The organism is Parasphingopyxis sp. (assembly GCF_028279465.1).
Taxonomy (GTDB): Bacteria; Pseudomonadota; Alphaproteobacteria; order Sphingomonadales; family Sphingomonadaceae; genus Parasphingopyxis.
Map to the genome: position 1 here is coordinate 160354 of NZ_JANQNS010000005.1, position 19600 is coordinate 179953.

The 19600-nt window shown below is 61.2% G+C and carries 12 protein-coding genes; 5 read left to right on the top strand and 7 right to left on the bottom strand.

Going from position 1 to position 19600, the window contains the following annotated elements; all coding sequences use genetic code 11:
* Positions 1-186 precede the first annotated feature (186 nt).
* From Q0974_RS03255 to Q0974_RS03265, 3 genes are read right to left on the bottom strand one after another with little or no spacing between them, the layout of a single operon-like run.
* Positions 187-504: a 2Fe-2S iron-sulfur cluster-binding protein gene (locus tag Q0974_RS03255; RefSeq protein ID WP_299322574.1), complete on the bottom strand. Its 318-nt coding sequence runs from the start codon at positions 502-504 to the stop codon at positions 187-189.
* A gap of 23 nt (positions 505-527) precedes the next feature.
* A complete protein-coding gene (locus Q0974_RS03260) occupies positions 528-1775 on the bottom strand; it encodes a cytochrome P450 (RefSeq protein WP_299322579.1) in 1248 nt (415 codons plus the stop codon).
* A gap of 26 nt (positions 1776-1801) precedes the next feature.
* Positions 1802-3259, bottom strand: a complete 1458-nt coding sequence (locus tag Q0974_RS03265) for a coniferyl aldehyde dehydrogenase (RefSeq protein WP_299322582.1) — start codon at positions 3257-3259, stop codon at positions 1802-1804.
* Between the two features lie 216 nt (positions 3260-3475).
* Between Q0974_RS03265 and Q0974_RS03270 the strand changes: the two genes are divergently transcribed.
* Positions 3476-3994, top strand: coding sequence for a MarR family transcriptional regulator (locus Q0974_RS03270; protein ID WP_299322584.1), 519 nt, complete (start codon positions 3476-3478; stop codon positions 3992-3994).
* Positions 3995-4014: 20 nt separating this feature from the next.
* Here Q0974_RS03270 and Q0974_RS03275 read toward each other — a convergent pair whose 3' ends face one another.
* Entirely contained in the window at positions 4015-4431 is a 417-nt protein-coding gene (locus Q0974_RS03275) for a nuclear transport factor 2 family protein (RefSeq protein ID WP_299322587.1), read from the bottom strand.
* 29 nt (positions 4432-4460) lie between these two features.
* Positions 4461-6905 carry a TonB-dependent receptor gene (locus Q0974_RS03280; protein ID WP_299322590.1) on the bottom strand — a complete coding sequence of 815 codons (2445 nt, stop codon included), beginning with the start codon at positions 6903-6905 and terminating at the stop codon, positions 4461-4463.
* A gap of 317 nt (positions 6906-7222) precedes the next feature.
* Between Q0974_RS03280 and Q0974_RS03285 the strand changes: the two genes are divergently transcribed.
* On the top strand, positions 7223-7585 hold the full coding sequence (locus Q0974_RS03285; protein WP_299322593.1) for a hypothetical protein: 363 nt from the start codon (positions 7223-7225) through the stop codon (positions 7583-7585).
* A 341-nt stretch (positions 7586-7926) separates the two neighbouring features.
* Here Q0974_RS03285 and Q0974_RS03290 read toward each other — a convergent pair whose 3' ends face one another.
* Entirely contained in the window at positions 7927-11607 is a 3681-nt protein-coding gene (locus tag Q0974_RS03290) for an SDR family oxidoreductase (RefSeq protein WP_299322595.1), read from the bottom strand.
* A 41-nt stretch (positions 11608-11648) separates the two neighbouring features.
* Positions 11649-17093, bottom strand: coding sequence for an AMP-binding protein (locus Q0974_RS03295; protein ID WP_299322598.1), 5445 nt, complete (start codon positions 17091-17093; stop codon positions 11649-11651).
* Between the two features lie 389 nt (positions 17094-17482).
* On the opposite strand from Q0974_RS03295, the gene Q0974_RS03300 reads away from it, so the two are divergent.
* From Q0974_RS03300 to Q0974_RS03310, 3 genes are all read left to right on the top strand, one after another.
* Positions 17483-17950, top strand: coding sequence for a VOC family protein (locus Q0974_RS03300; protein WP_366943572.1), 468 nt, complete (start codon positions 17483-17485; stop codon positions 17948-17950).
* A gap of 82 nt (positions 17951-18032) precedes the next feature.
* On the top strand, positions 18033-19142 hold the full coding sequence (locus Q0974_RS03305) for an S-(hydroxymethyl)glutathione dehydrogenase/class III alcohol dehydrogenase (protein WP_299322600.1): 1110 nt from the start codon (positions 18033-18035) through the stop codon (positions 19140-19142).
* A gap of 32 nt (positions 19143-19174) precedes the next feature.
* The gene (locus Q0974_RS03310; RefSeq protein ID WP_299322601.1) at positions 19175-19567 is read left to right on the top strand and encodes a VOC family protein; all 393 of its coding nucleotides are present in this window, start codon (positions 19175-19177) and stop codon (positions 19565-19567) included.
* Positions 19568-19600: the final 33 nt, after the last annotated feature.

Consider the following 19600-nt stretch of genomic DNA (forward strand, 5'->3'; position numbering starts at 1 on the left):
GCCAAGCTGATCTCCCAACCTTGAAACGGATTTCGGGGCGATCCTAGACGCTTGAGCGATATCATACGATCGCTGAACGAGCGAGTGCGACGAAGAGATTGCCGTAGTTGGAAGCGCTGGCATTCAAGGTGCAACTGTCAGGCTACACTGACCTTTGGATCTTGATCTCAAGTCCCGGTCTTTGCGTCAGCCTTCCGGCGGCGCAACGCGACAACGCAAACCCTCCAGATTCGGCGATATCATGATCTGACAGCTAAGCCGGCTTTCGGGGCGCGAATGCAGTTGATCGTCAAGAAGGTCGGCCTCCTCGCTGGGTCGTTCGCCGACGCGATCGAGCCATTTGGGATCGATATAAACATGACAGGTCAGGCACGACATTTCGCCACCGCAGACTGCCTCGACGTCGATATCGTTATCGCGCAACGCGACCATCAGCGGTTCACCCTCGACGGCATCAACACGATGCTCTTCGCCCTTCCGGTCGACGGCGATGATCGTCACCATAGCATTGCCTCCTTCACAAGATCTCAGCGAACGAGCCTGATTGGGCATGTTTCGAGACCATAGTTCAGTAGGCCGCCAGTCTGACGAAGCCGCGGTGCCAAGCCCGGTTCGATGGCGCTGTAGCGGTCGAGAATGCCGTTGAGCATCTGCGTCGCCTCGTTCCGGGCAATACCTGAGCCCATGCAATGATGGACGCCATGGCTGAAGGTCAGGTGCCGCCCGATATTGGAGCGCTTCAGGATGAAATCGTTCGGCCGATCCCAGATTTCCGGGTCGCGATTGCCGGAGGCGAAGAAGATCGCCACCCAATCACCTTCACGGATCTTGGTACCGCCAATCTCGGTATCCTGGGTGCAGACCCGGTGCAGCCTCTGAATCGGCCCATCGCGCCTAAGGCTTTCCTCGATAAACGGCCGTACGAGCGAACGGTCGGCCTTGAGATCATCGAAGAAATGCGGTTCCTCGACCAACGTATCGATCAGATTACCGAGCAGATACCCGGTCGTCTCCGCCCCAGCGACGACGAGCGTCACGCAGAAACGGATCACCTCTTCCTTGGTCAGCATGTTGCCGTCGGCCTCGGCCTGGATGAAGGCTGACATGAGATCATCCGGCACATCCTTGCCTGCAGCGATATCGGCATAACGCTGGCCGACCGCGTCCTGATAATAGTTCCACAGCTCGATATTGCACTGATTGCGCTCTTCGGTGGTGAAGTCGGACGTCACCATGAAGGCGTTGGCCCAGCGCCGGAGCAGCACATAATCCTCCTCCGGCGTGCCGATCAGCTTGGTCATCACGAGTGCCGGAAGGTCGGGCGCGAGATTGGCCATGAAATCCACCTCGCCTTCATCCTCCTCGTCGAGCAATCGGTCGACGACGCCCTGCATCCAAGGGGTAATATCGGCCTCGACCCGCTTCGGCTTGAACGCGATTTGTGCAATCTTGCGTAACTCGGCGTGGCGCGGGTCATCATGATTGACGAGCATCAGCGTCGGCGCATCCGATTCCTCCTGCATGATGTCGCGCGACGAGAATATCTGCGGCTTGCGGCAGACCTGGATGATGTCGTGATATTTGAGCACGACCCAGGCCGGATAGGGCTTGTCCTGACCCGGCACGGTGCCCGGCGGATAGTCCTCGAGACCGAACTGAATCGGTTTGTCGCGCAGTGCGTCATAATAGGGATAGGGATTGGCGATCACTTCAGGCGAATAAAGATTCTTCGCCTCGAAATCGTTGAGATCGGAAGCAACTGTCGCGCTGGCCATGGTCGTGAAATCCCCTGTCTGAAAAACTATCCGTGCTTGAGCAGGAAGCGTGAAACGCGCTCGAAAGTGCGCCCATAGGGCGGCCGGAGCGCGCCACCGATATCGAACGGGCTTTGCCGATAGATGGCGCGCGCATGGCTGAATTGTTTGAACCCGTCGAAGCCGTGATAGGCGCCCATGCCGCTCGCGCCGACACCGCCGAACGGAAGCGTGTCGATCGTATAGTGCATGATAACGTCGTTGATCGTGACGCCGCCCGACTGGGTGTTCTCGAGTACGGCGCGGATCTCGCCATCGTCAGAGCCGAAATAGTAGATGGCGAGCGGGCGCGATTGTCCCGCCATATAGGCGAAGACATCGTCCAGACTACGATAGCTTTTGATAGGCAGCAGAGGGCCGAAAATTTCCTCCTGCATCACGTCCATCTTCTCATCCGGGTTGAGTATCAGGGTGAGTGGAACGAGATTGTCGCCGCCTTCGCCGAGCCAGTCGAAACTGACGATTTCCGCGCCTTGGGTCCGCGCGTCAGCGATGTAGCTGCGCAACCGCTCGGCATGGCGGTCATTGACTATCGACACAAAGTCCGCCGCCTTACGATCTTCAGGCGCAGTCTTGCGCACAGCATCTTTGAGCGCCGTGACGAAATCATCGATTCCGTCCTCGGGCACGAAGATATGGTCGGGCGCGAGGCAGATCTGGCCGGCGTTGAGCATCTTGCCGAAAATCACCCGTTCGGCCGCAAGCCGCATATTGGCGCCCTTGCCGATCAGCACGGGCGATTTGCCACCGAGCTCGAGCGTCACAGGCGTCAGATTATCGGCCGCCGCGCGCATGACATGCTTCGCCACTGCCTCGCCACCAGTATAGAGAAGATGATCGAAAGGCAGCGCGGTGAAAGCGCGGGCGACATCCGGCCCACCATTGATCACAGCGACCTCATTTTCATCATAGCTGGCAGCGACCAACTCCGCGATCAGCGCGGCACAGACCGGCGTCGCTTCGGACGGCTTGATTATCGCACGGTTGCCGGCTGCCAGGATACCGGCGAGCGGCGCGAAGCTGAGATTGAAGGGGAAATTCCACGGACTGATACCGCCGACCACGCCTAGCGGCTGGTAACGCACCTCGGCGCGCGCGCCGGCCAGCCGGAACGGGGCGTCAACGGACCGCTTCTCCGGCTTCATCCACCGCCCGACCTTCTTGATTGCTTCCTTTATCGGTTTGGCCGTTGTCACGACTTCCACGAAGAAGCTTTGTTGAGGCGAGCGATAACCGAAATCGGCCATCGCCGCGTCCATTATGCGCTGCTCATTGTCAACAAGCAGATGGAGCAATCGGCGCAGCCTATCTTTCCGGACGGTGGCCGACGGATGGGTTTCAGCCTTGAAAGCAGCGCGCTGCACTTCGAACAGCCGGTCCATATCACCCTTGCTGTCGGCAAGCTCCAGATCGATCGCGGCAGAAGCGGATTGCGCGATGTTCAACACTGTTCTCCTCACAGCGGTTCCTGCGGATATGGGCCACGGCGTGCTTGCCTGATCATCTTCGAAATTTATGCTAGCTTGTGGACACTATAAGTCAATAGAAATTATGTCCTATAGACATTGTTTCAATTGCTGTTCTTTCCGCTATGCTCACGGTATGTAATCGGATCGGACTGCAGAGCCCGCCCACTCATGAGAAAGCCTGGAAAGAGAATAATGACGAAGGCCAAAGACCCTGCACTTGCTTATCTCGATCTGTTTTTTCCTATTCACTACATCGTCGGCATGCAGATCGAGGATACGCTGCGCAGCGGCGTGTTGACGCGCCAGCAAGCATGCATTCTCTGGACAATCCGTGTCCAAGGCGAGAATGGCCAGATGATGCGCCGCAAGGACATCGAGAAAGCGATGGCATCCTGGTACGAAGTAACGAGTTCAGCGATCTCGAAGTCGCTGAGAGCGCTGACCAAGCCGCCGCTGGACCTTCTACAGATTTCCGAAGATCCGCGTAGCGGGCGCGAGAAGCTCGTGCAGCTTACCCCGCGCGGACGAAAATTCGTCGAAGGCATGATCCGCAATGGTGTCGCGCTCATGGACATCATGATCGATCGATTGACCGATGAGGAAATCGCCAACGGTATCCATTTCCTGACCCGCGTGACCGAAGTGTATCAGGACATCCGGGAAGAGCATGGCGACCGTATCAACGAGGTCGCGGCGCAGTCCGCTGCCTGACGCTTACAGTTGCGAGAGCGTCAGCGCTCCGGCGTCTCGACATCGGTACACACGAAAGCCGCCTTGGCGCTATCCTGAAAATCGCGGAAGCGGACCACCTTGCCATCGGCAACGTCGATCACATGGACATAATCGGAATCATAGACCCGCCCATTGGTGTGCAGCTTGAGCGTGAGATGCCCGACCACGGCCGCCTTGCTGCCGTCGACGATAAATTCCTCCTGCCGGAAATCCTGAATCTCGACGTCATTGGCGACATGGCCGAAAAAGATTCGGCACTTCTCCTTGCCGCGGAAAATGCCGGCAAAGGGGATAACCGCCGGGCCATAATATTCGATCGTGCAATCGTCTGAGAGTATATCGAATAACGCATCGAAATGGCCGCCATGGATCGCGGCATAGAAGCTGTCCGCAATGGCTCGGGTATCGGCACTCATATTCCTTCTCCTTGCTCTTGCAGACCGGCTCAGAAGCGGGCGCGAAACTCAACGCCATAGGTCCGTGGTGGCCCCAGCGGCCCGACGAATTCGGCGCCGTAGACGGTGCCGGTCAGAATCTGGTTCGAGAAATAAACCTCGTCGGTCAGATTGTTACCGAATATTGCGAAACTGTAGCGCTCGTCCGCCGTGGTGAACGCGATGCGCGCATTCAGCAGGCCGTAACTGTCTTCCGACGCCGCATCGATGTTGAACACGGTGAAGAAGATCTTGCTCTGCCAGCCATAGTCGGCACGCAGCGTCAAATCGCCGGCTGTGCCGATCGGAATGTCGGCCTGCGCGCCGATATTGAACTTCCATTCGGGCGCGCGCGGCAGCCGCAGCCCGGACAGGTCGCGCAACAGCGTACCCGGCGGCTGCGATAGCGGCGCCGGCCGCAACGGCTCGGTCAGTTCACCTTCGGTGAACTCGGCATCGACATAGGTCAGGCTGCCATCAATCTGAAAATAGTCGCTCAGAGTTGCGACCGCCTCGACCTCGAAACCGGTTAAACGCGCAGCGCCCACATTGCGGATGATCGGTTGATTGCCAATCGAATCCTGCGCTTGAAGATTGGTATAATCATAGTGGAAGCCGGCCACGTTGAAGAGCAGCCGGTTGTCAAATAGCTGCGATTTCAGACCAATTTCATAGGCCCAAATCGTCTCGGGTTCGAAAGGCAAACGCTGACTGGAACCGATATTGTAAGCGCCGCTTTTGAATCCGCGTTGCACGGTCGCATAGAGCAGCACATCGGGCGTCACCTGCCAGTCGAGTCCGATCTTGGGCGTAAAGGCGTCGAAAGATTGAGGTCCATCGACCGGCGCGACGACGAAGCCGAACGGATCGGGCATCACATTGTCACGCCCGTCACTGATGGCGTTCGGGAACAGCTGAGCGTTCGGTGCAAAACGCACCTGTTGTCCGCCAGGCGTCGCCGGCAGAAATACTAGGTCGAAATTCTGAAAGCCGTCGCGCCGTTCCCAGCTATAGCGACCGCCAAGCTGCAATGTCAGCGTATCGGTAATCTCGTAGGACGTATCGAGATAGATCGCGAACGCTTCGGTTTCCTGACTGCCATTCAGATGCAACTCGCAGCACAGATTGGTATCGGGAATAACGATCGGGAAAACCGGAATGACGCCGGCGTCCTGCAGATCCTGAAGTCCCTGACGCAGGACCGGCTCCCAGAAATCGCCGAAGATATCGTTGGTGATGTCATTCTCTTCCTCGAAGTAATAGCCGCCCACTATCCATTGGAACCGGCGATTTTCAGGCGAAGTCAGTTGGACGTCGACGCTCCATTGCTGGTGATCTTCAGCCCGCCGGTAGATATTGACGAACTGATCGGAGAGATCGAACTCGTTCTGGAAATCGGGATTGCTGTCACGATAGCTGCCGATCACCGACAGCGTATAATCGCCAAGCGCCCATTCGAGATCGCCGGTGATGCCCCAGATTTCGGTGTCGTTGAAATATTCCGCGTCGGCGAAGATATCGCGCGACCGCGCCTCGGTGATCCGCCCCTGATTCTTGAGCGCGAAATAGGGAAGTGTCTGGCTGCCTTCGCGCGTCGCCAGCCAGTTCGGTACTTCGTCCTGATAGCCCAGGCTGGCGAAGTGGAAGACGTTCGCGGTGTCGTCGGCGCGATAATAGTCGCCGCGCAGGGTCAGCACCGCATCGGGGCCGAGATCGGCCTGCAGCGTGAGCCGCATGGCGATATCATCGCGCGCTTCGACGCGCCGCGTCGGATTGGGTTCGCTTGCCGGCAGATTGCCACGCGGCAGGTTGACGGTCGTGTAACCGTCGCGATTTTCATAATTGACGGCCACCCGTGCACGAAAACCGTCCGCAAGCGGTCCGCTTACGGCGCCGAAAAATCCCGTCCGATCATAATTGCCGAGGATGAACCGCGCCTCGGCCTCGAATTCGTCGGTCGGGTCGCGGGTAATGATATTGACCGCGCCGGCCGTCGCGTTGCGGCCGTAAAGCGTGCCTTGCGGACCGCGCAGAACCTCGAGCCGTTCCACATCGAAGAAGGCCGGGCCGATCGCCGCCGCACGCGATAGATAGACGCCGTTGAGATAGGTCGCGGTCGAACTGTCGCTACCCGCAATGATCACCGGCGTTCCGACGCCGCGAATGAAGATCGAAGTATCGCCCTGATAAGTCGATATCTGGACACCCGGCGTAAGCGCGGCGATCTGATCGACGGACTGAACGGACCGCGTCTCGAGTGCGTCATCGGTGAAGGCGGAAACGGAGAGCGGCGTGCTCTGCAAATCCTCTTCGCGCCGGCTGGCCGTCACGACGATCGGCGTTCCGGAAAACGGCTCGGCTCCGGCAGAACCATTCTCGACCTGTGCGTTGGCCTGACCCGCAAAACCCATAGCCAAAGCGACCCAAGACGCACACGCATAACGATAGCGCACCATCGCAGCACCTCCTCCCCATACTTATTATGTCTTTGAGACACTATTATTTGTGGACATATTTCATGTCAAGACATGATAAACTGCGACTGCCGTCTCGAAGTTTCACATTTCTTCGCAGTGGCGGAAGATCCATGCGGCCGCCGGATGCAGTTCGGAGCGACACCGGCAACGATCTGCTGTCTGGCACAGCTATCTGGCCTTGAGTCAGTTCACAGCATTTGGCTATTCCGGAACGATGCCGCTTTCCGCGAACTCGAATCTGTATTCAAGGTTGATCCCGGCGCTTTGCCCGGACCTATGCCTTTCTATCGTCGGTCTTGCCCTTCAGCAGCCCTGAATGGGAGAAATTGTCGATCTTCTTGAACTTTCTGATCCCGAAGCTGCCCGCGCCCCGTGATGAGAATTTATCGAAGGGAATACTCGAAACCGTCGATATGGACAGCTATCGGGTCGAAAAACAAACAGCCCAACGACTGACCCTCGCCGACGAAGACAGGCAGATTGAGCCAGTTCCGTTGGAGGGCGGAGGTCAGAGATCGGAACCTGAGCTTGAACGGCTGTCAGCCATCATCCAGTCTTTCAACGACCTGTTCGGCAATATCGACTGGGCGGACAGCGATCGCATCCGCAAGCTCATCACTGAAGAGATACCGCAGCGTGCGGCGGCGGACGAAGCCTAACAGAACGCCCGGATCGAACTGGATAAGGCGCTGCGAACAGTGATTGTCGGACTGATGAAGGACGACACATAGCTATTCAAACAGTTCAGCGATAATACCGACTTCCGGCGTTGGCTGTCCGACAGCATTTTCGATGCGACCTATCGGCCAGATGAGGGCGCACCTACTGCTTAGCTTGCAGGCAAACTATACAATCGCACGCACGGAGCCTCTGTTGGAGCTCTGCCTTGGCGGCCTGAACGGAAATCGTTTCCGGCTCGCGTCGTTCGTTCGCAGACCTGTCAGCAGCGGTGATAAGCTGTGCCGCATACCATTATAGTCATCGCACGATCTTTGACAGATTACACCGTCATCGATGTGCCGCGATAGATGCGCGAGCGGTAGCGCGAGTCCTCGGCATCGGGGAGCGGTGCGCCGACGAGAAGGACCGCCCGGGCGAAGCGCGAGAGTTCCTCCTGATGTTCTTCCTCGTTGCGCGGTTCTTCGGACCGGACACGGCGCGTCAGGTTGATCTGGTTGGCCGCGACGTCATGGACCAATCGCTCATTCTCGACCGCCAGCGTGGCCGTGAAGGCGTGGAGCGTCGTCTTGATGAAATTGGCGAGCGCAAAGGCCGGGCCCTTCTTGCCGAAGGGCACATCGGGGGACACGAGCACGAGCTGGCAGCCATCATAGAGCGACGCCTTGCGCGAGACGCGGAAATGATGTGTCAGATTCTGTTCGACCATATGCCGGAATTCCTCCGGCGACAAAGGTTCGTCGCTCTCGAACAGCCTGTCGGGCAGGCCCTCATAGGGCATCGAGACGACGGTCGTCGGCCGACCCCATTTCTGCAGCGCCTCGTCCATCGCCGGTTCGATATCTTCCCCCGCGACGATCGTATGGACATTGTCCGCCGGGCAATCGCAGAGCTTGTTGACGATCGCCTGCCCGCCAGTCTTGCTCTGGGTCAGCAGGACCACTTTCGCGACACCGAGATCGCCGATCAGGTGGCGGACGGTCGCCGCGATATAGTCGGCGAGGTGCTGGCAGACGATCCAGACCGCCTTGCCCTTCATCGCCTCGAGGCGCTCGGCTTTGGGGCTACCGAACATTTCGCGCTCCACGGTCGAGCGTTCGACTGCAAGGCCGCCCGAGGGCATGAAGGTTTCCCCGCTGACCGCACGATCGGCAAGGTAGAAAACCGTCGCCTGCGCGACATCGGCCTCGGTCGGCATCGCGCCGAGATGCAGCTGGGAGGTCACACCCTTGCCGATCTTCTCGGCATCCTCTTCGATGCGCTGCTGCGGCAGGAAGGGCACTTCGTCCGGCGGTACGACGGCCAGCCAGTCTTCGCCTTTCTCGGCGCGCGCGCTCCATTCGGGCAGGTCGAGCAGATAGCCGCCCATCGCAATCCTCTTGAGCAGCCGGGCGGCGAGTTCCTGCGTCATCAGGAACCGGTCCCAGGTACAGGTGCCGTCGCCATCGCGCGCGCAATCGAGGACGAGCTTGCGCAGTGCGTCCGGCGTCGCCTTGTCGTGCGAGAGATAGGCGATGTCATTGCGCATCAGCCGGCCGAGCACATGATCGACATCGGCGCCGTCGCGTACGGCGCGGATCACAGCCGCATAGATCGCGTTGAGCCGCTTATTCTCGAGGATCAGCCGGGCGCGCCGCTTGAACAGGCCGGGCTTGCCGCCCGTGCCCGCCAGCCGGTCTCCGGCCACCGGACCCGGCGCAATCGCATTGCACTGGATTTCCGGGCCGAGATAGCGCGAGAAGCTCTCGACCATGGCGCGTTGCCCGGCCTTGGAGACCGCATAGTCGGCGCGGTTGGGATAGGCGACGGCGAGGAACTTTTCGCCGCCGAAATAGGAGGAAACGTTAAGGATATAGCCGCTGCGCTGGGCGCGCATGAACGGCACAGCATGATGCATCAGCAGATAGTTGGAGACGAGATTGGCATCGAGCGTGAAGCGCCAATCGTCGAGCGCCATATCGACGACCATATCCTCGGCCCCGGCGACGCCCGCATTGTTGATGAGATAATCGACGCGACCGAATATCTCCATCGTCTCGTCGAAGGCGGCGCGCAGCGATTCAAAATCGCTGACATCGACATTGGCGATATATTTGACCCGGCGATCGACGCCGGAAAAGCCGACATCCTGCAATTCACCGACGATCCGATCGCGGGCGGCAACGAGCTGGTCCTCGCTGCGCGCGACCATCATCACCTTGGCGCCGGCCAGCGCGAGCAGCCGCGCGACCTGCCCACCGATCCCGGCAGAACCGCCGGTAATGAAGGCAACCTTGCCGAGATGCAGTCCGGTGATATTTTCTGCAAAGCCGACCATGGCGCTGCTCGCCCCGGCTTCCTCGCCGATATTGCCCGGCAGATAGAGCTTGGTCTCGGCGATCTTCTGTTCCTTGAAGACGATCCGCGTCGCATGACCGCCGGCGAAGCGCAGATTCTCTTCTTCGGCATTGGTGTGGCGGACGATCAGATTGCCCCATGCGGCGCGCTCGATCCGTTTCTGCTCGCGTTCGACCCGCGATTCGTCGCGCCAGATCGTGATAAGCTGCGCGATGCCGGCCCCGTAGATTTCGCTGTAGATATCGTCCTTGCCGTCGCTCTTGTTCGTCATGAACACGAAGCGCGGGTCTTGCAGCAGATCCGGATGCAGCTTCCAGTAGCGGCTCAGCGTGCGGCCGAGCGCGATGGCGCCGACCAGTTCCTGGTCCATGAAATTCTCGACCGTTTCGTCATCGGCCTCGAGCAGCGGATCGGCATAATATCCGGCCGGCTTGAGCGGCAGGACGATGGCGCTGGTGATCGGCCCATGCTCGGCGCTGTAACCGGCGAGTACCTCTTCCATGCCCGTCGCCTCGGAGCGGCGCAGGCGGACGATGGTGAGGCCGTCGCCGGCCGGATGCGCCATCACGCGCGCCGTCGCCTGGGCGACATCGGCCGCGCGCGGCAGGCCGAGCAGCACTTTCGCACCGCACGCAATCTGGATGCGCGCCATTTCGAGCGCATCTTCCCAATCTTCCCCGGCGACGATCAGCACGGTGAGTCCGGCCCCGTCGAGCGAGCGCATCGAGGGGCGGTTGAGATAGGTGGAACGCGAATCCTTGCGCGCGCGCATGCCGTGCGTGACGTCGATCTCGTTGCCATTCATGCCCGCCGATTCCTCGCTGGCGAGGAAGGTGCAGGCGCCGGCGATATCGACGGGAAGCGGCAGCGTCTTTTTGGGCTCCGTCCCGCCGATCGAGCGGCTGAGCGACATGCGGCCGGTGAAATGATTGGCGGTCGCGCCTTCCGCATCGCCCTGCAGCTCGTCCATCGCCGCGAAGACGGTCCGGATGCGGTCACTTTCGATCGGGCCGGGAAATACCGTGTTGACGCGGATGCCGCGCGGACCGCATTCCTCCGCCAGCCGCCGCGACAATGCGTTGAGCGCGGCCTTGGGCACGACATAGGCGGTGCGGCCATAATAGCGGGTGTGCGAGAAAATCGTCGAGATATTGATGACCGAACCGCCGGGCGGGATCAGCGGCGCGACAATACGGGAGAGATTCCAGGTGACACCGAAGATATTGCGCATCGCATCGGCGACGGTTTCGGTGTCGCCACTGGCGTTCATTTCTTCCGCGTCTAGCGGCACATTTTCGAGCAGCTGTTTGGGGCCGGCCGATCCGGCATTGTTGACGAGGATATTGATCCGGCTGTGTTTTTTCTTGATCGCATCCATCGCGGCGCGGATCGAGTCCGGTTCGCCGCCGTCAAGGATCGCGGTATCGACCTTGTCCGCCGCCACGCCGGTATCTTTGACGACGGCTTCGCGCGCCGCCTCGATCCGGTCCTTGGTCCGCCCGGTCATGATGACGGTCGCGCCCTCGCACGCATAGGCGCGGGCGATCTCGCCGCCGAGATTGCCGGCCGCCCCGGTGATCAGAGCGACCTTGCCCGCAAGGCGCCCATCTACCCCCTTGGCCGCCCCGGCCTTTGCCGCAGCGGTCTTCTTTTTTGTTTCGGCCATAGATTCCTGTCTCCGATACAGCGCGCCGCTTGCGAGCGTCGTTATTCTTGTTGGGGCGGTTCGGCCTCGGCCGCCGCCCAATATTCGAACAATTCGTCTTTGCTGCGCAGGCCCATGGCGGGCAGCGCGTGGTTCACGACATAGGTCGCGCCGGAATGTTTATTGTCCCACATCGATTGATGCGCGTCGGGAAGGCCTTCCCAGGGGACAACCAGCGGCTCGGTCACATCGAGCAATCCCGCTGATACCATATTATTCATCAAAGTCACCTCATGCGCGTTGCACAGGTGCGTCCCGAAGATATTGGCGGTCGGCATGAAAATCCGCCGCTGCCGCGTCCAGACCTGCGGCGCGTAGAAGGTGTAGCGCCGCCCGGCCATCTCCTCGGCATAGACGACGCGGCCACCGAACGGTTTGACGAGCGATGTCGAGACGCCGAGCGTATCCTGCCCGGCCCGCTCGAACACGATGTCAGGCACGCCGCGCGGGTTGCCGGGCGATCTTAGCAGCTTGCCAATCGCCGTACCGAAGGGCTTCATCGTCTTCTGCTGGTAATCGCGCACGCCGATCTTGAAATTCTCGATATCCTGTTTGGCATCGGGCAGGCGCGGCAGCGTATCGGGCCAATGGAAATTCGCGCCGTCGCGGCGTTTCAATGTTTCGAGACTGACGACGCCCTCGATCGATTCCTCGAGGCCTAGCGACTGGAGGAATTCGCGCTGGCCGTCGGTCGTCGAGACGACCACGATCCGCGCCTTGAACAGCCGCGCCGCCTCGATCATTTCGAGGCCTGTCTCATCGGCGAGATCGCGGCTGTTGGGTCCGTAGTAGAGGAGCACGGACTCGCCGCCACGCAGATTGGCCCGCTGCAGCATCTCCTCGGGCCGCGCCGCGCCGGCCTTACCCATGAAGCTGAAATGATAGCCCGAGGATGCGCCGTAAAAGGCCAGCGTGCCATGCTCTTCGAGCAGCTGAAAACTGCGCGGGAAAGCGCGCTCGCCGGCATGGCTAACGACATAATCGGCGAGCTTGCCGCCGGTCATTTCGCGATACGCGTCGAGCAGCGCCGCGCCATCGGCTTCCCATTGCCGCGCTTCTTCGGGATCGTCGGGCACCGGCGTGAAGCAATCGGCGATTTCCGGCGCCTTGCGGTTGATCGCGCCGACTGCGCCCTGGTTGCGGACGAACTCGGCGCGATCTGCGCTCGACACCATGCCTACCGTGGAAAGCCCGGTCCGCACGCTCGATTTGAGCGCGTCCAGACCGGTCCCGGTCGCCGCGCCCTCGACGAAGATCGTCCGGCCGGGCTCGATGCCGAGCGTCGTAAACAGGCAGCGGGTGATGGTACCGAGATTGAGCGTATAGGCACTGGCTTGTTCGAGCGTCAGATCGCCGGGCACACGGTGGAGCTGCGGCCCCTGCACCGTCAGGAACTGCGCATGGCTGCCGGTCTTCGTCTCGTATCCCTGGATGGCAAAGCCCGCATACATCGGATCGTTGCCGACCTCGGGCGAAAGCAGATCGTTGGTGCCTGAGTATATGTTCACGAGATCGCCGACCTTGAGCCGGCCTTCGGCCTTCAATTCGCTGCCGAGCGCGGCGATCAATGCCAGCCCACCCGAACCCGTCGTCTGCACATCCTCGTCATGCGCATCGAAGGGCGAGACGGGAATGCCGGTCAGCGCCCAGATATCGTTGAAATTGACCTCGGACGACAAAAGATAGACGAGCGCCTCATTGGCCTCGGGCTGCGGCACGGGCACGATCAGCTCGCGCTCATGCGTTGCGGGCGGGCCGAAGCGCGGCGTGCCGGTATCGGGGTCGCGCGCGATGCCGAAGGCGAGCTGGTGATCGGGGATCGGCGTTATGCCCGGATAGAAGGGCGCGCCGACCGGTAACAGATCGCCGCGCTCGATCATCGCCGCCTTGCGCGGCTCGTGCTCCGCGTCGATCCAGACGCCGTCCCGACGCACGGGCAGCGGCGGGCTCTGTTTGTCCATGAATTGCTGGATGCCGGTCTTGCCGCCTTCCGGATCGATGATCGCTTCTGCAAAACGCTGCGCTTCGCGTACAAGGCCCGCTTCGATGCCTTCGGCCCACCCGGTACGGATCGCGTCTAGCGCGCGCGCTCCTGCCGTGTCGCGCCCGGCCCATGCGAGTTGCTTCAGGATGCGCTGGAGGAAATCGTCCGCGAGCACCGCATCGAGATCGATATCCGCCGCTTGCGACCAGCGTTCGATCATCTTCTGTCGCTCGGCGAAAGCCTGGCCGAGAAGACTATCGGTCGGCGAGCGGACGAATTCGCGGACCATCGCATGGGCGCGCGACAGCGCATCGTCCGACCCCTCCGCCAGCACATCGACTGCGCCGATCGCCAGCGCCTGATCCGCATCGATCGCCCGGCCGCCGAGGATCAGGTCGAGCGCGTCGCGCAGCCCAGTCTCGCCGCGTTTCGCCGCGAGGAGACGCGGCAAGCGCTGCGTCCCGCCATAGCCGGGCAGCAGGCGAAGGTTGATTTCGGGCTGGCCGAAACGCGCCTTGGGATCGGCGATCCGATAGTGACAGGCGAGTGCGAACTCCATCCCGCCGCCCAGCGCCACGCCCTGGATCGCGGCGATGCACGGCTTGCCCATCGCCTCGATCTTCGCAAAGGCGAGCTGCGCATTGTCCGGTAGCGCCTTGGCCTCGGACACGCTGTTCACCTCTTCGAGCATCTGCCGGATATCGGCGCCCGCGACAAAGCTCTGGCTGCCCGCGCCGGTGAAGACGACCGCGACGACATCGTCCTTGCGCGCCAGATGATCAACGATGATGCCGAGTTCGTCGAGCGCGCGTTCGTTGAGGGCGTTGACCGGCGGGTTGGTGACGGTGACGGTCGCCACGCGCTTGCCGGGCGCAACGCGGTTATACTGGATGACGAAGAAGCGGTAGCGCTCGAACAGCTGCTGTTCGTCGGCAAGCTGCTGCTTGCGCTTCCAGGCCTCGACGGCGCGAGTCAGATCGTCGAGGCTCTCCGGATTACGCAGCGTCGAGACGTCGCCGACGTCCTCGTCTTCGACCACCGCGCGCACCATCCGCCGCATATATTTGCCGCTGCGCGTTTCGGGGAATTCGGCGAGCTCGATAAAGTCGGACGGAACGGCGACAGCGCCCTTTTCGGTGCGGACGAGCCCGGCCAGCCGGTTGCGATCTTCTTGCGTCAGCCGCTGTCCCACCGCCGGCGTTACGAACGCGACCGGCGTCGCACCTTTCTCACGATGCGGTGCGCCGATGACCAAAACGTTGCCGACCGGTGAATTGGGATCGAGCGCTTTGTCGCGCAGGATCGCGCCCTCGATCTCCTCGGTCCCGATCCGGTGCCCCGAAACGTTGATAACGTCGTCCGATCGGCCATGGAGCGAATAGGAGCCGTCCTCATGGCGCATGGCGAAATCGCCCTGGGTATAGGCCCAGGCGCCGCGCCAGCGTTTCCAATATGTGTCCGCATAGCGTTCGGCATTGCCGCGCCAGTCCGAGGCGACACGCGCCGTTAGGCCATCCGTCTCTACCGCGAAACCCTCCGCATCGCCCCAGATTGTCCGCGCCAGATAGGGATAGGGCAGGCGGATGATGATCTCGCCCTTCTCGCCCAGCTCCGCCCGCCGCCACGCTACACCCGTTTCGGCGTCGTCCCGCTCCAACAGGACGGCATCGGCTTGGCCTTTCCCGTCCGCATCCTCGACCCAGACATCGCCCAATATCCAGGGCAGCGGATAGGTATGCGCATCGGGTCGGAGCGGAAAATCGTCATTGCCATGGAAATGCGTCCACACGATCCCGCCATGTTCGGTCGCCCAATAGCTGTTGATATAGCGTTCGACGACATGCTCCATCGCAAAGGCCTGTACGGCGGGCGAGACGGGCTCTGCACAGAAGGTCGCGACTTTGAGCGAGGAGAGGTCGTAACGCTCGATATCTTTCAGGTTTTCCGGATTCTGCATCACCGATTTAAGGAAGGTGACGCCGGCCTTGAAGATATCGACCTTATAGCGCTCGATGATCGAGGCGAAGCGCCCGGCATGCGGGAAGACCGGCGAGCCTTCGGTGATAATCGTCGTCACGCGGCAGAGCAGCGAGGCAGCGATCAGATAGCTTTGCCCCGTGATCCAGCCCGGATCGGCGACGACATACATGGTATCGCCCGGCTCGGCCCCGAAAGCCGCGGGCATGGTGGCAGCGACGCCCGCGCAATAGCCGCCATGGACATGGACCACGCCCTTGGGTTTGCCCGTCGATCCCGAAGTGTAAATGATGAAGTTTGGATATTCGGCATCGACAGCGAGCACCGGCGCGGACCCCCAGACCGCGCGGACGAACTCGGTGTCAGGCAGGGCGAGCAGCGCCTCTTCATCCGCTACGTCGAAACCGGCCTCGCGTGCGGCGGCCAGCAATTCCTCGCCCGCCGCATCGGTCAGCTCATGGCTCCACCGGTCGCGATCGTCGTTCCAGATCAGGTCGGGCTGTGCGGTGTGGCGGACCACGACGACCGCCTCGACGCGCGGCGGCGAATCGACGAGCGCACTCGCCACCGCGATCCGAAGCTGCGCCGATTGCCGCGCATCGATGCCGCCGGCCTGTCCCATCTCGGCCAGCGCCTTGCCCACGCCGCGCATCACGTCGGACCGCTCGACCGTGACTTCGCCGTCGAGCAGTTCGGCCACCGTATCGCGGATCAGCCCCGCCTGTTCGGCCGTCACGCCAAGATCGCCATCGGCGAGCGCGCCGTGGAGCAACTCCATCGCCACCGGCACAGCCACGAAATTGTCGAGCGCCGGGTCGGTGTAGTTCGGCTTGAACGGCACCATCTGCGCGTTGCGATAGCTGCCATCGGCGGTGATCACGACCTTGGCGCCGGCATCGGCGATCCGGTCGGACAGCGTCTTGTCGCTAAAGCCGCCGAACACGGGCGTATAGACGATGCCGAGCCGTTTGGCGCCTTCGGTCCAGTAGATCTGCTCGGCGATGCTCGGCATGTTGAGCGCGATCCGGTCGCCGGCCTTCATCCCGAGTGCCTTGAGTGCCAGCGCGCACTTCGCGCTTTCTAGCAGCAGCTTCTTGCGGCTGATAACCTCGCTATCGACCGGCCCGCCGCGCCCGCCATCCTCGGCCATGTTCCAGCGATCGCCCTCGAAGATCAGCGCCGCTTCCTCGCCATGGCCCGCGAGCACATGGCGGTCGACCTCGTTGAAGGCCGCGCTCGTCAGGCCGCCTTCGAACCAGCGCCAATTGGGCGGATCGTCGCCATTGAACGCGCGATCCCAGGGTTCGAAGTCTGCCAGCAAGTCGAGCGTGACCGGCGCCGCGGTCGCCGCATCCCATCCTGACCAGCATTCATTCGCATCGTCCCAACTGACCCACACACCCTGTTCCGGCAGGAACCAATAGAGTTCGCATTTTGCGATAATGCCATGAAAGGCACCGGGATTCTCCCGGCAAGCCTGATTCATAGATTTCCATGAATTCTGGCTATCAACTCGCAATCCCGTACCCTTTCTCTCGTTTGTCTTTGTTTCTGCTATCAGAAGCGATGCCCTAGCACCGCCAACACAGGATTAGACCGCAGATTCTCGAGTTTCGCGACGCACGACCAAAGCGGTCTCAAGGTCGCTGATGAGAGCGTAGCTTGAACCCACCGAAGAACGCAAACGACAAAACATATCGACAAATGCTTTCGCATCGTCGGATGTCTGATTGCTACGGAAACGCGACCAGAGACCATTTCGCTCCAAACTGCGTCACGCGTCTATTTCGTTGTTCCGTACGATTCCGCATTCGCGCCACAGCTGAATTTCCATTACGGACGGTTGGCGCTGTGTAGACAATGATGGAGGGATCGGTGCGGAAAACAAAAATATTGGCCGCAATGTGCGCGGTGGCAGTCTGGACCGGCATATCCAGCCCGGTTGCAGCGCAGGGGCAGGACGGCATGCCGCAGGAACGCGTCACCGGCATCGGTGGCTTCTTTTTTCGCGCCGAAGACCCGGCGGCGCTGGCGGTCTGGTACCGCGACAATCTGGGCATCGACCTCACACCGCGCTCCTATGATGTGGAGCCTTGGCAACAGGAGGCCGGGCCGACCGTCTTCGGGCCGTTCAGCGCGACGACCGAGTATTTCGGACGGCCCGAGCAGATGTGGATGATCAATTTCCGCGTCGCCGATCTCGACGCGATGGCCGCGCAGCTGGAGGCGAACGATATCGCGGTGGAGATCGATCCGGAGACTTATCCGAACGGCCGTTTTGCGCGTCTCGCCGATCCCGAGGGCAATCCGATCCAGCTCTGGCAGCCGGCCACCCCGGAGTAAGGCGCGGACTGCACCCACTATCCAATCGCGGCGATCGGAGCTATTCCGTCCGTACATTCGATCTTCTGGGGGAGGAGCAGCCATGAAAACGCGCGCCGCCGTCGCCTTCGAGGCGAAGAAGCCGCTCGAGATTGTCGAACTCGACCTGGAGGGCCCCAAAGAGGGCGAGGTGCTGGTCGAGCTGATGGCGACGGGCATCTGCCATACCGATGCCTACACATTGGATGGTTTCGACAGCGAAGGGATCTTCCCATCCATCCTCGGCCATGAGGGCGCGGGCATCGTGCGCGAAGTCGGCGCGGGCGTAACCTCGGTCGCGCCGGACGACCATGTGATCCCGGCCTATATTCCCGAATGCCGCCAGTGCAAAAGCTGCCGCTCCCAAAAGACCAACCTCTGCACGGCGATCCGCGATACGCAGGGCAAGGGCGTCATGCCGGACGGGACCAGCCGGTTCAGCTACAAGGGCGAGACGATCTACCACTATATGGGCTGCTCGACCTTCTCGAACTTCACCGTGCTGCCCGAAATCGCGGTGGCGAAGATCCGCGAGGACGCACCCTTTGACACTAGCTGCTATGTCGGCTGCGGCGTGACGACCGGCGTTGGCGCGGTGATCAATACGGCCGATGTCGAGGCCGGCGCGAACGTTATCGTATTCGGGCTGGGCGGGATCGGCCTCAACGTGATCCAGGGCGCGAAACTGGTCGGCGCGAACCAGATTATCGGCGTCGATATCAACCCGGACCGCGAGGAATGGGGCCGCAAGTTCGGCATGACCGATTTCGTGAACCCGAACGACGTGTCAGGCGACCTCGTCGCCCATCTCGTCGAGATGACGGACGGCGGCGCGGATTACACATTCGATTGCACGGGCAATACGGACGTTATGCGCACCGCGCTCGAAGCCTGCCATCGCGGCTGGGGTGAGAGCGTCATCATCGGCGTTGCCGAGGCCGGCAAGGAAATCTCGACCCGCCCGTTCCAGCTCGTCACGGGCCGCGTCTGGAAAGGCACGGCGTTCGGCGGCGCGCGCGGGCGGACGGATATTCCGAAAATGGTGGAATGGTATATGGACGGCAAAATCCAGATCGACCCGATGATCACCCACCGGCTCTCGCTCGAAGAGATCAACAAGGGCTTCGACATGATGCATGCGGGCGAAAGCATCCGCAGCGTCGTAGTCTACTGAGCAAACCGCTTTCAACTGAAGGAGATATCTACATGTTTTCGCATATCATGGTCGGCACGAACGACGTGGAGAAGGCCAAGACTTTCTATACTGCCGTGCTCGGCACACTCGGCGCCGGCGAGCCGATGGAGAATGTCAGCGACAGCGGCCATACGCGCCTGTTCTGGATTCACAATGGCGGCGTGTTCGGCGTCAGCGAGCCGATTGACAATGAGCCGGCGACCTGCGCGAACGGCGCGACAATCGGCTTTGCCTGCGAATCCTTCGAACAGGTCAAGGCGTTTCACGATGCGGGCGTCGCGGCCGGCGGCACCTCGATCGAAGACCCGCCAGGTCTGCGCGAATCCAGCATGGGCAATATGAACCTGTCCTATGTCCGCGATCCGGACGGCAACAAGCTGTGCGCGATGCACCGCGCGGGCTGACCACAGACGCTCGCCGGACGGGGGCGCCCGACG

What these genes read in the sequence shown, in the direction of transcription:
- Q0974_RS03255 (WP_299322574.1), bottom strand. Translation starts at nt 504, where the DNA reads ATGGTGACGATCATCGCCGTCGACCGGAAGGGCGAAGAGCATCGTGTT.
- Q0974_RS03260 (WP_299322579.1), bottom strand. Translation starts at nt 1,775, where the DNA reads ATGGCCAGCGCGACAGTTGCTTCCGATCTCAACGATTTCGAGGCGAAG.
- Q0974_RS03270 (WP_299322584.1), top strand. Translation starts at nt 3,476, where the DNA reads ATGACGAAGGCCAAAGACCCTGCACTTGCTTATCTCGATCTGTTTTTT.
- Q0974_RS03275 (WP_299322587.1), bottom strand. Translation starts at nt 4,431, where the DNA reads ATGAGTGCCGATACCCGAGCCATTGCGGACAGCTTCTATGCCGCGATC.
- Q0974_RS03280 (WP_299322590.1), bottom strand. Translation starts at nt 6,905, where the DNA reads ATGGTGCGCTATCGTTATGCGTGTGCGTCTTGGGTCGCTTTGGCTATG.
- Q0974_RS03290 (WP_299322595.1), bottom strand. Translation starts at nt 11,607, where the DNA reads ATGGCCGAAACAAAAAAGAAGACCGCTGCGGCAAAGGCCGGGGCGGCC.
- Q0974_RS03295 (WP_299322598.1), bottom strand. Translation starts at nt 17,093, where the DNA reads ATGAATCAGGCTTGCCGGGAGAATCCCGGTGCCTTTCATGGCATTATC.
- Q0974_RS03305 (WP_299322600.1), top strand. Translation starts at nt 18,033, where the DNA reads ATGAAAACGCGCGCCGCCGTCGCCTTCGAGGCGAAGAAGCCGCTCGAG.
- Q0974_RS03310 (WP_299322601.1), top strand. Translation starts at nt 19,175, where the DNA reads ATGTTTTCGCATATCATGGTCGGCACGAACGACGTGGAGAAGGCCAAG.